Below are 14,029 nucleotides of genomic sequence, written 5' to 3' on the forward strand. Positions count from 1 at the left end.
GGCGACCAGAGCCGCTGCCGCGCGAAGGACAGCGGCAGGCCCGCCCCGGCCCGCGGACTCGATCGCCGGCAGCTCCGCCCGGCGCGCGCTCACCGTCACCGATCCTGGACTTGCCAGCTTCAAATAAATCCCGGCACTCGCGCGTTGCCGCACGACCCTCGACCTTGGCGGATTATCCTGGCGGCGAACGCGCTTGCGCTCCTTCCGCGACCGGGCTTATCCTCGAAAAGAGTCTGAAAGCAGGTGCCGTATGGGCCGGGTCCTCCCGCGCCCAGCGCGCGGACGCGATCCGCCTCCTTTCGCCGAACCGACGGAGCAGGACGATGAGCACGCTGGTCGCCACCCGAGCCTTCGGGCGGATGGGGAACGGCCAGTTCACCGTAGACCTGAAGGGCGTGTGTCCAACCTCGATCATCCCGATTGCCCGAGCATGGCCGCCATGGTGGGCGCCTACCAGGCTCCGCACGCGCTCTACGACCGGGCGAGAGCCCTGGACGGGATCACGTTCGACCCGCTCGGCAACTGCTGGCTCGTCACCGACCACCGGGCCGTCCGGAGCATCCTCGAGGACCGGCGGTTCACCTCCGACCTGCGCTTCGCGAGCGGGGGGAGGGCCCGGCCGGCCCGGCGGTCGTTCATCCAGGACGCGGTCGAGAAGCAGATCATCTTTTCGGACGGGGCGGACCAGCACGGCGCCCAGCGGGTGATCCTGCAGGAGTCGTCTCGCAAGATGCAGGAGCTGTCCGGCTGGATCCGGGAGCTCGCGGCCGGGCTGCTCCAGCCGCTGCGCGCACGGGGCGGGTTCGACCTGGTGGCCGACTTTTCCCTGCCGTACGCGCTGCAGACCGTCTGCCGGGTGTTCGGCATCCCGGTGGACGACCCCGGCCGGGTGGCCGAGCTGGCGCGCTGGTCCTCCACCCAGGCGGACGTCACCAGCGGCTACCTGAACATCCGGATGCAGGAGATCATGCTGTTGGGCGACTTCTTCCGGAGGCTGGTCGCCGCGCGCAGGTCCTCGCCGTCCGACGACCTGGTCAGCGCGTTCCTCAAGGCGGGCACCTTCGAGCAGGACGAGGACCTCGTCGTCAACTGCATGGGGGCCTTCGCCGCCGGCAGGGTCACCACGCAGAAGCTGATCGGAGACGGCGTGCCGATGCTGTTCCCGGAGTGGGCCGCCTGGCGGGAGATGGTGGCGGCGAACCCGGGGACCAGCCGGCGGCTGACCGAGGAGCTGCTGCGGATGGTGACGCCCACCCGCTATCTCGGGCGGCACGCCACCGAAGACGTGGACCTTTCGGCCGAGTGGGGCCCCGGACACCTGATCCGGACGGGGCAGAGGGTCGTCCTGTTCCTGGAGGCCGCCAACCGCGACCCCGCCCGCTTCCCCGACCCGCACGAGCTGCAGTGGGAGCGGCAGCCGAACCCGCACCTGGCGTTCGGCCACGGCGCGCATCGCTGCCCCGGGGCGAGCATCGCGCGCGTGGAGATCCAGACCGCCCTGGAGACGCTGCTCGCGACCTTCGAGACGCTCGGTCCGGATCCGTCCGCACCGCCTGTCTGGGATCCGAACCCCAACCTCGGCGGCTATCGTTCGTACCCGTGCCTGTGCAGCTGAAGCCAGACTCTTTCGCCGGCCGGGCCGCGGCGCACGGGGAGGCCGGCCGCGGTGCGGAGCTCGCGATGCGCATCGGGAAGGTGCGCGGCCGTCCGCCAGGACGAAGCGGCTCACCAGGAGAGAGTGGTCCGCCGCGCGGGCGAACGCAGGTTCACGCGGAGGACACCACGCTGCCTCGGGGACGCCGTCCGGACGCGGATGCCGCGGTGGGGATGATCCAGGCCTTCAGGAGAACCGGGGATGACGGCATTCAGGTTCGATGATCCCGATCAGTACGTGCACGGCACCCCGTTCGCCGAGTTCGCGCGCCTGCGGCGGGAGGCGCCGTTCGCCTGGCACGAGGCGTCGCAGACGCGCGGCGGCTTCTGGCTGGTCACCCGGCACCACGACGTGGTGTCCATCTCCCGCGACCCGGAGCGCTTCGCCACCAGCGCGCCGCTGCTGGCCGACCCGCTGCCGCGCGCCCTGTGGGCTACGTTCCCGTCGGCGGCGATGATCGCCGACAACCTGATGACCTTCGGCCCCGAGCAGCACGCGCGCTTCCGGCCGCTCGCCACCGCGCTGCTGGCCCCGGCGTCGCTGCTGGCCATCGAGGACCGCGTCCGCGCCGTCTGCGCGCGGATCGTAGACGACGTCTCCGGCCGCGCCGGCTTCGACTTCGCCTCCGAGGTGGCGCTGCGGGTCCCCGTCGAGATCCTCTTCGGCATGTTCCTGGGCGTCCCGGACGACGACCTGGACCGGGTGCGGGACTGGGTGCTCACCATCAATGCCATGGACGACCCGGTCTTCCGCCCGCACAGCGGGGCGATGATCGAGGCCGCCAAAGCGCTGTACGAGTACGGGTTCGCCCTTTTCCGCCGGCTGCGGGCAGAGCCCCCCGGGCCCACGCTGCTGAGCACGCTGGTGCACGGCGAGGCGCCCCGGGGGATGACGCCGGAGCAGTTCTTCCTGGTGTACTGGTTTCCGCTGGTCGCCGGGGCGTTCGACACCACGGCCAGCACCATCGCCGGCGGTGTCCGGGCGCTGCTCGAGCACCCGGACCAGCTGCGCCGGCTGCGCGAGGATCCCACGCTCATCCCCGTGGCGGTGGACGAGCTGGTCCGCTGGGTCTCGCCCGTGATCTACTTTCGCCGGACGGCGACGGTGGACACGGAGTACGAGGGCCACCACATCCGCCGCGGTCAGAAGGTGGTGCTGTGCTACGCCTCCGCCAACCGCGACGAGGAGGCGTTCGCCGATCCCGACGTGTTCGATGTGGGGCGCAAGCCCAACCGGCACGTCTCCTTCGGATACGGCCCGCACTACTGCCCGGGGGGGCGCATCGGCTCGCTGGTGGTCCGCCTGTTCCTGGAGGCGCACCTGGACCGCATCGCCGGGCTGGAGCTGGACGGCCCCGCGACCTGCACCCGCTCGGCGTGGATGAACCGCATCCGGTCCATGCCCGTCCGCCACCGCGCGCAGGTGCCCGCGGCGGGAGCGGCCCATGCCTCGGCTGCCTGACCGGGCGCAGCTTGAAACGTGAACCCCCGCGGCTGCCGCACGTGCAGCGGCCGCGGGGGTTCGTCCATGCAGACCCTTGTTCGCGGGGTCGAGCCACAGCCAACCGCAACCGTGCGCCGGTCAATCCACCACCCGCGCCGACCCGGCACCGGGTCCCTCATACTGAATCCGGGAATTTGGTTAATACACCCAGACCCATCCCAAGCTGACGTCATCCTGAGGCCGGCCAGACCGTAATCAGCGTCTGCGCAAGCGTTTGCAGGCCGAAGGATCTATAATCGCGGCAGCACGAGATTCGATGGGACGCATCAATACTTCACGAAGACTTGGTATCAGTCGTCGGCATATCCGTAGTCCGCGAGGACGTCTCCGAACTCACGCTCGAACGCCCTCAGGTGGTGCTCCTCGAAGACGTCGCGCCAGGAGTCCGTTCGCCCCTCGTGGAAGGTCTTCGTGCCTCCGAACAGGCCCCTGGTGAGCTGCTCGGTCGGGACGTCGACGGCCAGGAACCTTGCCCAGCGCTCGACCGCCGCAGCCTGGACCGCCCGGCTCCCCCCGCCCTCTTCTCCGACCAGGTCTTCGAACCGGAGCTTGAGCACGTTCGGGTGATACAGCAGCCACCTGTTCTGCCTGTAGACGTTCCGATACGGGAACTCCGGATCGGAGATGGCGAACGACAGCATCCGGTCCATGCTCCCCAGGCTGCGGAGGATCGGTCGATACACCAGCGCGGGGGGGTGCTGGACGGCGACGTCACTCTCGGCGAGGAACCTGATCATCGAAACGATCTGCGCCCTGGGATCCCGGTAGTTGTACACCATGTACGGCGCGCCCGTCCTTCGCCACCCGTCCAGGAACCGCGGGCCGGCCATCTGCCAGGGGAACAGGTGGGTGGAGACCACCAGCCCGGGAAGGAACAGGGTCTCGTCGCTCAACTTCCGTATCTCGCTCCAGACCTCGTGCATTGCAGGCGCCACTTCCCACCTTATTCCCATGCTCTCGGACCTGGCGTGCTGCGCCAGCAAGGGCAGGAGGACGTCCGGTTCCAGGGCCGGGAATCTGTCGACGAGGGCGGCGACGGCTGGATTCCGGAGGAGGTTTCGTTTCATCTCCTCCCTGGGGATCCTGTCATCCGAGGGATTGATCGCATCGCCGGTCTGCAGGTACCCGGCCCGGCCATACAGCTTCAGGATCAGGTGGGAGCCGGACTTCGGGATGCTCACGAGAAGAGAGCCCGAGCAGGCAGCCTGGACGTCGTCGGTCTGGGTCATCCTTGATTCTTTCTTTTGGAGAAAGGAAAGCCCGGGCGGCAGCCGGTGCCGTGCTGGTTCCGGCCTGGCGCGCCGGGCCGCGCGGCGTGCGAACGACAGCGTCCGGAGGCTCCGGCGGGCCCGCCGGACCGGAGTGCGGCGACGCCGGGGCCGGGCTTTCGCCCAGCCGGACCCGGTAGCCGATCGGCTTCTCCTCCGCGCATGTTCAGTCACATTCGGAGTGACAATCTCGCCGCGCGCGTCGGCAGCCGAAGTCTCCACGATCTGCAGCTGGATGGGGCGCACGACACGGACAGGAACCCCGCGGAGACGCAGTTCGGCCCCGGATTCACGCGGCGCTGGTGATCCCCGGACTCGCGGGCATCCTTCCCCGGCCGCGCAGGCGACCGGGACTCACCACGTTCGTCCGTGCGGACCCTTTTTCGCGGTCGGTCCGCAGCCAGCCGCAACCGTGCGTCGGCCGGGGCGGATCCATGCCCCGGCGCGCCGTCAGAGCGACGCCAGCTCCAGGCGCTCGGGGGGAACGCCCATCACCTCGGCGTACTCGCGGCGGCCCCAGCGAAAGTACGACCACGCCTCGGCGCCGTCGTGGGGGTGGTCCCACTCCACCGGCCCGGCGGGGGGAGCGTGCAGCCGCAGCCCCTTCTCCTCCAGCCACGCGTCGTCGTAGACCGTGTCCTGATAGCGGTAGCCCTCGTCCGGGAGGATCACGGCGGTGAGCGCGTCGGGGTTGTTCCGGGCGTACCAGTCGGCCACCAGGAACGCCGCGCCGCTGGTGGGGCCCATGAACACCGCGTGCTCCGCGTGCAGCCGCCGGGTGGCGTGGTAGGCCTCGGCGGCGCCCACCCAGTGCACCAGGTCCACCGCCGCGTGGTCCACGTTGGCGGGCACCAGGCTGTTCCCCAGCCCGCGCAGCGTGCGCTTGCCTTCGGACAGGCCGAAGATGACGCTGCGGTGCGTGTCCACCGCCACCACGCTCAGCCCGGGGGAAAGGAGGCGGAGGGCCGACGCGGTCCCGCAGAGCGACCCGCCCGAGCCCACCGGGCCCACCAGGCAGTCCACCGCGCCGGCCGCGTGGGCGAGCTGCTCGGCGCAGGGGGCGAAGCTGGCCGGGTTCTGGGGGTTGGTGTACTGGCGGGGGCAGAACGCGTCCGGATTCTCCGCCAGGATCCGCTCCAGGAACTCGAGCCGGGCGATCTGGAAGGCGCCGGATGGGCCCGGGTCGCGCAGGATGTGCACGGTGGCCCCCAGCTCCTCCAGCCGGCGCCGCAGCGGCGGCTCGATGGAGGGGTCGCTCACCAGCTCCAGCGGGTGCCCGTGCAGCCGGGCCACCATCGCCAGCGACAGCCCGAACGTCCCCGAGCTGGTCTCCGCGATCACTCCGCCCGGCCGCAGCTCGCCCTCCTCGCGCGCCCTGGCGACGATGTAGCGCGCGGGGAGCAGCTTCGACAGCGTGAACACGAGCCCCACCAGGTTCGGGCGCAGCCACACCAGGCGGGGAAGCACCAGCGCGTCCACCACGCTGGCGTTGATCACGGGACCGGCCGACGCCTGTGTAGTCACACTCTCGCGGTGGCGATCGTCACGCGGGGCGGCACCGCGAACCCGTCGGTACGGTTCGCGTAGTACCGCCGCTCGGCCTCCTCGCGCGAGAGGAAGCCGGCGTCGGAGAAGCCGAGTGATCGCAGCATCGCTCCGAGCTCATCGGGTGTGAAGTAGCTGATCCACGGCTCGCCGGCCGACGCGGAACCCTCGGCGAGCCTCGAGGCCGCCGCGTCCGTGTGTGCGAACGTGAACACGATCTCGCTCCGCTTTGGGAACGACAGCACGGTGCGCAGCGTCGCCTCGATCGCGTCGCGGGTGAGGTACATCGTGACGCCGAGCCACGAGAAGAACGTGCGCTTCGCCGTGTGCACGCCGCAGCGCGCGAGGCCGTGGGAGAGCGTCTCGCGCTCGAAGTCGATGTCGGCGAAGCGCACGTTCGGCGGGATCTCGATCCCCGCCGCGGCAAGCGCCGCGCGCTTTGCCGCCTGGCTGGCCGGGTGATCGACCTCGACGATCGCGAGGCGGTGCGCCCAGGGTGGCTGGCGGTACGCGAAGGTGTCGAGCCCGGCGCCCAGAAGCACGTACTGCTCGACGCCGTCCGCAACGGCGTCCATGAGCGCATCCTCGGCGAATCGGCTCCGCAGGACCACGTGCGAGCGCAGGCCGCGCGAGGCCGGCGTCTGCAACTCGTCGGCGTGCGCGCGGATCTGCGCCTCGATGTCGCCGCCGAGCAGCCGCGCGACGACCGTGTCGTTCAACACGGGGGGCTTGCCGTCGACGATGAGGTGTGCCGCCCGCTCCACGGCGACGCCGCGCGCGGTGCCGCTCGCCGCGCGCCGGGCGCCTGTCATTTCCGTTTTCAGCCTCAGCAGCCGCAACGCACGTTCACCGGCGAGGCGGGCAACTGCCGCCTGCCAGCCCGGGGGTGGAGGGCGGAAGTCACGGGTGGCGGGATCCAGGCGTGCGTGCGCGATGGCATCCTGCGAGACGCCTAGTTCACTCGCCAGGTCCGCCGTTGTGATCGGCTCCAGCAAGCAGTCGGTCGCCTCCTTGTAATCCACAGCGCGCTCCTGCCCGTCTGGTGAACAAATGAATGGGCAAAGATCGGTTGGTGCATCACCAACAGGGGCAAGAACAAGGCTGGCCGCTCTCCCGCAAAGAAGGACGACCAGCCTCGACGCGAAACGACCCCGAAGGCCGCCCGCTCACCGAAGCTGCCCTGCTGGACGGCCCGGGTCAGTCAGGCATCGCGGACCTCCACGATAACCCGGGCGCTTGCCCCGGGTCAACAGTTCCCGTCAAATTTGGCGGAAGCATATTGGCTCTTTCTTACTTCCTGTCGGATAAGTGCTTGCGAGGAGATGACCGATCCGTTTAAACTTGAGGAATAAAAATTCCACGCTGACGCAAAAGGTGCGCTCCGGGCGGACGGCATGGCGTAATGAAGTCGTTCGCATGCTGCGGCGACCCGGTGTTTTATGGTGAGGCAAAGCTTGCCAAATCCGGCGGGTGAAGAGCTGACGGCCGGCATCGCACCCGGGCTGGCTCGCGCGTGAGGCGCCGGGCAGCCACTCCAGGCACTCTGGAAGCCGGAGGCGCCAGTGATCGGACGGGAGAAATGGAGAGCTGGATCGAGACCTGGCCGCGCCCCGCGGTAGCGACGTGCGACGCACCCGGGCTCGTCACCCACTTCCGGCGGTCGGATTCTCGCCCGGTGGTCTACCGGCGCGCATCGGTGCACGCCGGTGTCCCGCCTCGAAGGGAGCAGCGAAATGACTGACCTGGCGACCTCGGCCCGGGTGCTGCCGGCCGACCTGAGCCATATCGCGAATGTGACCATGCCTGCTCAGGGCCTGGGCGCAGTGGTCGTCGGCCTGGGGCGGGCAGGGTTGGGGCTGCACATTCCCGTCCTGGAGAAGATTCGCCGTGACGGGGCCGCAGCTTCACCCTTCGGGGCTGTCGTCGGTCTGGTCGACGCCGTGGAAGCGGGAACCAGACGCGCGCTGCATCGTCTCGAATACGACTATGGATACGACCCGGGGCGGATCAGCTGCGCGACCTCGCTCGCGGCTCTGAAAGGCATCGATCCGGACCATACGATCGTGCACATCTGCACGCCCGCGGACGATCACGCATCGGCCCTGCGCGCCGCGACCGAGGCCGGATTCCGGCGCATCATCGTCGAGAAGCCCTGCGCCGGCAACACCGCCGACGTCGACGAGATGCGGCGTATCGCCGATCGGACGGGCGCCAGCATCGCCGTGATCAACCCGTACCTGTACAGTCGCTCCGTCGCCAGCTGCAAGGACAAGATCCAGCAGGTGGGACAGCAGCCCCACTACCTGGAATTCGAGATGTCGAAGCCGCGGACAGCTCCGACGCTGTCCGGGCGCTCGCGGCCGGAATCCGTCATGGACGTCGAGATGCCGCATCAGATCGCCACGGCGCTGTACCTCACCGAGGCGTCGCGATACAGGGTGCTTCGCGCCGACGTGCGGCACATGCACTATCGGGAGATGGAAACCGAGCCCTGCCAGGTCGTCCGGAACATGGGAGTCGGCGTTATCGTCCTGGAGCTGGATCAGTGCATCGCGGTCCTCGTCTCCTATCTCGATGCGCTGACACGCACGCGGGAGCTGAAGCTGCGCTTTCCCAACACCGAGCACATCGAGGCGTTCCTGCCGGTCACGGGAGACGACCACTACAGCGTGATCATCGAGTACTCCGGTCACAATACCGATGGGTCGGCCGAGCAGACACTGGTCGCGAAGCTGCCCGACGACATGCTTGCGCGATGCCTGTTCGACATGTATACGCGATTCATTACCGATTCCCCGCAGCTCAGTGATCTCACCTTCAATCGGAAGGTGATCGATGTGATGGACAAGGCGAAGGCGTTCGCACGGATTCGAAGGTAGGGGCACGACGCCTCGATGCAGCACGCCCGGTTCGCATTTACGGCGGGCTCATCCTCCCGGGCGCGATCGGTTCACATCTCACGCTCACGGCCGAATGATCCGGCCGGTGAGTCATCCCGCCTTATCGCCACTTTCGGCTGACGACAATGGACGAAGCCCCGCCCCGGGATTCCGCCGCGATCGCGAGGCGGCTCGAAGCGCTTGCATCCGCGCTGCGCGGCGGTGCGAATCCGTTCCTCCACGATGCGGAGATGCCGGACCTCGTGTACGGCATCAATGGCTTCGGGATGAACTGGCTGGCCGCCGCGACCGACGTTCCCGACGTACGGGAGGTGATTCTCGACCGGCTTTACGACGCGGTGAGCTCGCGGCCGGACGCGCCCGGCATCCTGGTGAATCTCGGTCGGATCCTGAGATCGGACATCCATCCGACATCGTGGCTGAATACCGAGAAGCAGCGTTGGCGCCACCGGCTGGTCGACCTGCTCGGACGCGTGTGCCGTGAGCACGCCGGCACGGCGGTGGGCGAGAGTGCCGTTCGGGAGACCGTGCGCACGATCGTTTCCGATTCATGCATGGTCACGCTCGATGTGCGCGGGCAGTGCCTGGATGGCCTCGCCGAGTGTCTCGCCGAGCTTCCGTCACTGGACATCGAGCCGCACCTGGAGGTGGTGGAAGAGATCGTGACGCGGTTCCGCCCATGCCATGAGCGTGCGCTCGCGTTGCAGGTGACGGATACCCACGACACGATCGACCCTCACACCGACCTGCCGGACCGCCGGTTCCTGGAAGTCCTGGAGCGTGCCGCGATTGTGAAGGCACGAGAACGGGCCTTCGTTTTCGGAGCCAGGCTTGCCGACGCCGTTCTCGGCGTCCGGCCCGACGGACGCGCACCGTCGATTGCCGCGCTCGCGCAGGAAGGTCGTGCGGCACTGGCCGCGCTGCGGTCCGGGGTCCTCTCCTCGGCCGAGTTCGAAGCGTTCATCGAGGCGCGTCTTCCGAGCCGGGCCGGCGATCTCGCCGACTACGTGGTCAACCGTCACCAGGTGCTCGTCGACGGCCTGACCATCCAGGATCTGTTCCGGTGGCTGATCGCGGCGCCCGAGAACTCATCCAGCGACCGGCGTTCGCGCCGGACCATCACCGCCTTCTTCAGGCAGGTGCTCGGGATGGGGCAGGCCGCGAACGCGGGACTGGATGCGAGGCCGTTCTTCATCGACCATGGCTACGGACCGGATGGGAAGCAGCTCGATTGGCCGAGCTACGTGTTCCTGCCGGCGGGCACCATCTGGGGGAAGGGTGCGGGGGTGGACCTTTCCTGCGGCGTGGCGTTCGGCGGGGGAGTCGATCTCGCGGCTCGTCGCGGCCGCGACGCTGCGTATATCGGGGGAAGCTGGTCGGCCACCCTGTATCATGGCCATTCGCACGTGGGTGGCGGACACGGGTCGCAGGGAGCGGAGTCGAGGGATCGCATTCTTCACTTCGGTCTTACGGTGGATGACGGAGCGAGGCTTCCCTGGGGTGTGTACGTAGAAGCGGAACAGCATGTCGGCGGCCGTGTGTACCCGGGAGTCCGCACCTATCCACTGGCACCCGCGCGTTGAATCTGCTGGATTGCAAAGGGGTTGCAGCCTGTCCTGCGACCTTTCCGCGCCAGAGTCGATCAGCAGCCCCGACTCGACGGCACCCCCGGGCTGGCCAGGGCGCCCGCCGAGTCTCGCGCCCGACAGGGAACGGTGCCGGAATTGATCTCGTTGACACCGTGTGGCGTGACGGCCATCTTGACAGAGCGGCGGGAAACGGTTCGGCCGCCGCTTCCACCCCTTCCCATTCTCCGGAGGCCCCCTTGCGACGCATCTTCGCTCTTCTCCTCGTCACACCGCTCCTGGCGAACTGCTCCGAGTCCGTGACACCGGTGGCCCCTTCGGGGCCCGTGCACGACCTGGTTCAGTCGCCGCTGGATGACGGCTGGACGGATTCGCCGGCCGACGACTGGACGCTCGATGCGTGGCTCGCGCAGGCGCCGTCCGAGGAGTCGCCGCTGCAGAGCGCGCCCGGGGCGGGGGCGCTGATGTTCTTCGGCCACCCGACCGTCGGCACGGCTTACCCCCCGGGGGTGCACGACGAGTCGTTCCACGGCAGGGACAGGGTCATCCCGGGCGCCGTGGCGATCAATGCGGGCGACAAGGTGACCTTCCGGGTGTTCCCCGGGCACCGGGTGGCGATCTACAAACCCGGTACGCGGCCCGAGGACCTCGTGGTCATCCCCGGGTTCCCCTTCGTGGTCGACCCCACGAACCGGCTGGCGATCCAGGCGGCACCGGTGCCGGTGCTCTCGTTCACGTTCCACAATCCCGGCACCTACCTGGTGATCTGCGCCACCACGCCGCACTTCGTCAACGCCAACATGTACGGCTGGGTCCACGTGCGGTAGGCGGCACGACGACCGCAGACGACGAGGCCGCTCGTCTTCACGCAGAGACGCAGAGGCACGGAGAGTGGTTCTCTCCGTGCCTCTGCGTCTCTGCGCTGCGTGAGATATTCAATCAGGGCTTGATACGAAATCCGAGAATTTGGTTGATGCACCCGATCGGTTCCACGATGACGTCATCCTGAGGCCGGCCAGACTGTAATCAGCGTCTGCGCAAGTGGTTGCAGGCCGAAGGATCTATCATCGCGGCAGCACGAGATTCGGGGAAACGCACCAATACTTCACCCGGACCTGGTATGATTCATCATCAGTAGAGTCGAGCCGTGGCGTGGATGCCCGGTTTCCCCGGCCCGCTCATCGAACCGGACGTGCGGATTCCCGCATCCGGCTCTCCGACCGGGTTCACCTCGAGGCATGCGAAGGCGCCACCTGCCGACGTCTGTACAGTTGCACCAGGCCGAGATTCGACCCGCCGGGCGCTGCTTCAGGAGGGGAAGAAGGAGGGGATGCGCACCCCCTCGCCGCGGCCGCCCGCGACGCGCTGGACGAGGTCGGCGACCGCGAGGTCCAGGGTGCCGAGCCCGAAGGGGCTGAAGATGACGATTCGTCCGTCGTGCGGCGGCGGCTCCACCCTCCCCAGCAGGATCTCGCCCAGGGAGCCGTGGACGAAGTCGGTGTTCCCGGCCAGCTCCGAGGCCAGGTGGATGGAGGTCTGCGCCCGGTTCACGTGGTGGAGGTCGTCGACCACGTTGTGGTGGGCGAGGATGGCCTCGGGCGCCAGGTCGCGCAGCGACACGTGCAGGAGCGTGGCCCCCGGCGGGCAGACGGAGAGGTCGTGAACGTGCGGCCGGATGGCGGTGGTGCCGAAGGCGGTGAGGGGAGCCGCCGCGAGCACCTCCTCCACGCTCGCGGCCACCCGGAGCTCGGCGCCGGGGCGCCCGGCCGCGATCCCCTCGCCGAAGCGGCGGGCCCGCGCCTCGTCCAGGTCGAAGACCACGAAGCGCGGCACCTCCGGCCACGCCACGGCCAGGAAGTGCGCCACCTCGGCGTTGATGGGGCCGCACCCCACGAAGCCGACCGCCTCCGGCGCGCGGCCGCCGCGCAGCACGCGGGCGGCCAGTGCGGCGCTCGCGGCCGTGCGCTGCTTGCTGATGATGGAGCCCTCGAGGATCGCCCGCGGGCGGCCGGTGTCGCGGTCGTTCAGGATCACCACCGCCGAGGCCCGCTCCATCCCCCGGCGCACGTTCCCGGGAACGGAGGCGATCCACTTCACCCCGGCGAGCCGGAAGCCGTCGCCGAGGTAGGCGGGGAGCGAGATGATCCGGTCCTCCTCGCTGTCCGGGAAGCGCAGGAAGCTTGAGTGCGGGAGCGAGGTCTCGCCCCGCGCCTGGGCCTCGTACGCCCTCCGGACCGCGTCGACCACCTCGTCTTCGCGGCCGTGCAGCGCGCCCTCGACCTCGCGCGCGCCCAGGACCAGCACGTCGTCACCGTGCAACGGGAGGCTCCTTCTCGTCGCTCCAGAGGTGCGCGATGTCGCCCAGGTTGGCCTCCACCCAGGCGTCGCTGAAGATGGTGTCGAGGTAGCGGTCGCCGCGGTCGGGGAGGATGGCCACGCAGGTCGACCCCGCGGGGATCTCGCCGCGGAGCCGCTCGACCGCCGCCACCACGCCCCCCGACGAGCCGCCGGCGAGGATGGCCTCGCGCCGCAGCAGCCGGCGGCACCCGGCCACGCACTCCGCGTCGGTCACGAAGACGGGGCGGAAGGAGCCGGGGTCCGGGCAGAGGGGCGGGCGGATGGCCGAGCCCAGGCCGGGGATCAGGCGGCGGTGCTTCACCGTCGAGAAGATCTGGCTTCCCACGGCGTCCACCGCGATCACCCGGGTGGGCGCCCCCTGGTCGTGCAGGTAGTCCACACACCCGCGCAGCGTGCCGCAGGTGGCGGTGGCCACGAAGAGGTAGTCGAGCGGCGCCGGGGCCAGGTCGGCCAGGATCTCCTGGATCGTGGCCCGGTAGTGGGCGCCGGCGTTCTCCTCGTTCGCGTACTGGTCGGCCCAGAAGCTCCCCTCCACGGTGTCGAGGATCTCCCGGACGCGCCGCAGCTTGGCCGGGAGGAGCTCCCCCGTTTCCGGGTCGGGGCGGTCCACCACCTCGATCTCCGCCCCGTAGGCGCGCAGGATGGAGAGGTTGAGCGAGGTGGTCTTCGCGTCGACGATGCAGCGGAAGCGCAGCCCGTGGTAGGCGCAGGCCTGGGCCAGGCCGATCGCGGTGTTCCCGGAGCTCGCCTCCACCACCAGGGTGTCACGGCCCACGGCGCCGCTGGCCAGCGCGTGCTCCAGGATCGCCGCCGCCGCGCGGTCCTTGGAGCTTCCGCCCGGGTTGAACCCCTCGAGCTTGGCGTGGCAGGCGAACCCCACCCCCGCGAAGAGGCGCTCGAGCGGCACCAGCGGGGTGTTGCCGATGGTGGAGAGCACCCCCCGAGGCCTCGCACGCCCTCCCTGTCTGCGGGAAGACTCGGAAAGCAAGGCGGTGGGAGAGGCCAGTGTCACCCCGTGCAGCGGCGGGGCCGGTTTGATGTTCATCAGCCGTCCTGGCGTTGACCTGGGATGCGACCGGTCCGTTCCCGCGGCCGCCGCGGGACGGCCGGGTTGCCGGCTGACAGGCCGGGCTCACGGGGTGAGGCGGCTCGTGGGAACGGCGTGGCCCGGGCGCTGCCGCATCGGCGGCCGATGCGGCAGCGCCCGGGCCCGCC

The 14,029-nt window shown here is 69.4% G+C and carries 10 protein-coding genes; 5 read left to right on the forward strand and 5 right to left on the reverse strand.

Going from position 1 to position 14,029, the window contains the following annotated elements:
- Nucleotides 1-430: 430 nt before the first annotated feature.
- Entirely contained in the window at nucleotides 431-1,615 is a 1,185-nt protein-coding gene (locus tag VF092_11190; protein HEX6747847.1) for a cytochrome P450, read from the forward strand.
- A gap of 240 nt (nucleotides 1,616-1,855) precedes the next feature.
- On the forward strand, nucleotides 1,856-3,115 hold the full coding sequence (locus VF092_11195) for a cytochrome P450 (protein ID HEX6747848.1): 1,260 nt from the start codon (nucleotides 1,856-1,858) through the stop codon (nucleotides 3,113-3,115).
- 332 nt (nucleotides 3,116-3,447) lie between these two features.
- Here the strand turns inward: VF092_11195 and VF092_11200 are convergent, their stop codons facing one another.
- The 3 genes from VF092_11200 to VF092_11210 form a co-directional block, all read right to left on the reverse strand.
- Complete coding sequence (locus tag VF092_11200) at nucleotides 3,448-4,386, reverse strand: hypothetical protein (protein ID HEX6747849.1); 939 nt, start codon at nucleotides 4,384-4,386, stop codon at nucleotides 3,448-3,450.
- Nucleotides 4,387-4,875: 489 nt separating this feature from the next.
- Nucleotides 4,876-5,922 (reverse strand): pyridoxal-phosphate dependent enzyme, encoded by a 1,047-nt coding sequence (locus tag VF092_11205; GenBank protein ID HEX6747850.1) that lies wholly within the window; start codon nucleotides 5,920-5,922, stop codon nucleotides 4,876-4,878.
- 23 nt (nucleotides 5,923-5,945) lie between these two features.
- Complete coding sequence (locus VF092_11210) at nucleotides 5,946-6,992, reverse strand: class I SAM-dependent methyltransferase (protein ID HEX6747851.1); 1,047 nt, start codon at nucleotides 6,990-6,992, stop codon at nucleotides 5,946-5,948.
- A 711-nt stretch (nucleotides 6,993-7,703) separates the two neighbouring features.
- On the opposite strand from VF092_11210, the gene VF092_11215 reads away from it, so the two are divergent.
- The 3 genes from VF092_11215 to VF092_11225 all read left to right on the forward strand — a co-directional run bounded on the left by VF092_11215 (nucleotide 7,704) and on the right by VF092_11225 (nucleotide 11,283).
- Entirely contained in the window at nucleotides 7,704-8,849 is a 1,146-nt protein-coding gene (locus VF092_11215) for a Gfo/Idh/MocA family oxidoreductase (GenBank protein HEX6747852.1), read from the forward strand.
- Between the two features lie 146 nt (nucleotides 8,850-8,995).
- On the forward strand, nucleotides 8,996-10,453 hold the full coding sequence (locus VF092_11220; protein ID HEX6747853.1) for a hypothetical protein: 1,458 nt from the start codon (nucleotides 8,996-8,998) through the stop codon (nucleotides 10,451-10,453).
- Between the two features lie 242 nt (nucleotides 10,454-10,695).
- Nucleotides 10,696-11,283, forward strand: coding sequence for a hypothetical protein (locus VF092_11225; GenBank protein HEX6747854.1), 588 nt, complete (start codon nucleotides 10,696-10,698; stop codon nucleotides 11,281-11,283).
- Nucleotides 11,284-11,764: 481 nt separating this feature from the next.
- On the opposite strand, the gene sbnB is transcribed toward VF092_11225, so the two are convergent.
- Nucleotides 11,765-12,775: a 2,3-diaminopropionate biosynthesis protein SbnB gene (gene sbnB / locus VF092_11230; protein ID HEX6747855.1), complete on the reverse strand. Its 1,011-nt coding sequence runs from the start codon at nucleotides 12,773-12,775 to the stop codon at nucleotides 11,765-11,767.
- Entirely contained in the window at nucleotides 12,765-13,751 is a 987-nt protein-coding gene (gene sbnA / locus VF092_11235) for a 2,3-diaminopropionate biosynthesis protein SbnA (GenBank protein HEX6747856.1), read from the reverse strand. The genes sbnB and sbnA overlap by 11 nt, the downstream gene beginning before the upstream one ends.
- Between the last annotated feature and the right edge of the window lie 278 nt (nucleotides 13,752-14,029).

This window comes from Longimicrobium sp. (genome assembly GCA_036377595.1).
Lineage (GTDB): Bacteria > Gemmatimonadota > Gemmatimonadetes > Longimicrobiales > Longimicrobiaceae > Longimicrobium.

What these genes read in the sequence shown, in the direction of transcription:
- VF092_11220 (HEX6747853.1), top strand. Translation starts at nt 8,996, where the DNA reads ATGGACGAAGCCCCGCCCCGGGATTCCGCCGCGATCGCGAGGCGGCTC.
- VF092_11195 (HEX6747848.1), top strand. Translation starts at nt 1,856, where the DNA reads ATGACGGCATTCAGGTTCGATGATCCCGATCAGTACGTGCACGGCACC.
- VF092_11215 (HEX6747852.1), top strand. Translation starts at nt 7,704, where the DNA reads ATGACTGACCTGGCGACCTCGGCCCGGGTGCTGCCGGCCGACCTGAGC.
- VF092_11200 (HEX6747849.1), bottom strand. Translation starts at nt 4,386, where the DNA reads ATGACCCAGACCGACGACGTCCAGGCTGCCTGCTCGGGCTCTCTTCTC.
- VF092_11190 (HEX6747847.1), top strand. Translation starts at nt 431, where the DNA reads ATGGCCGCCATGGTGGGCGCCTACCAGGCTCCGCACGCGCTCTACGAC.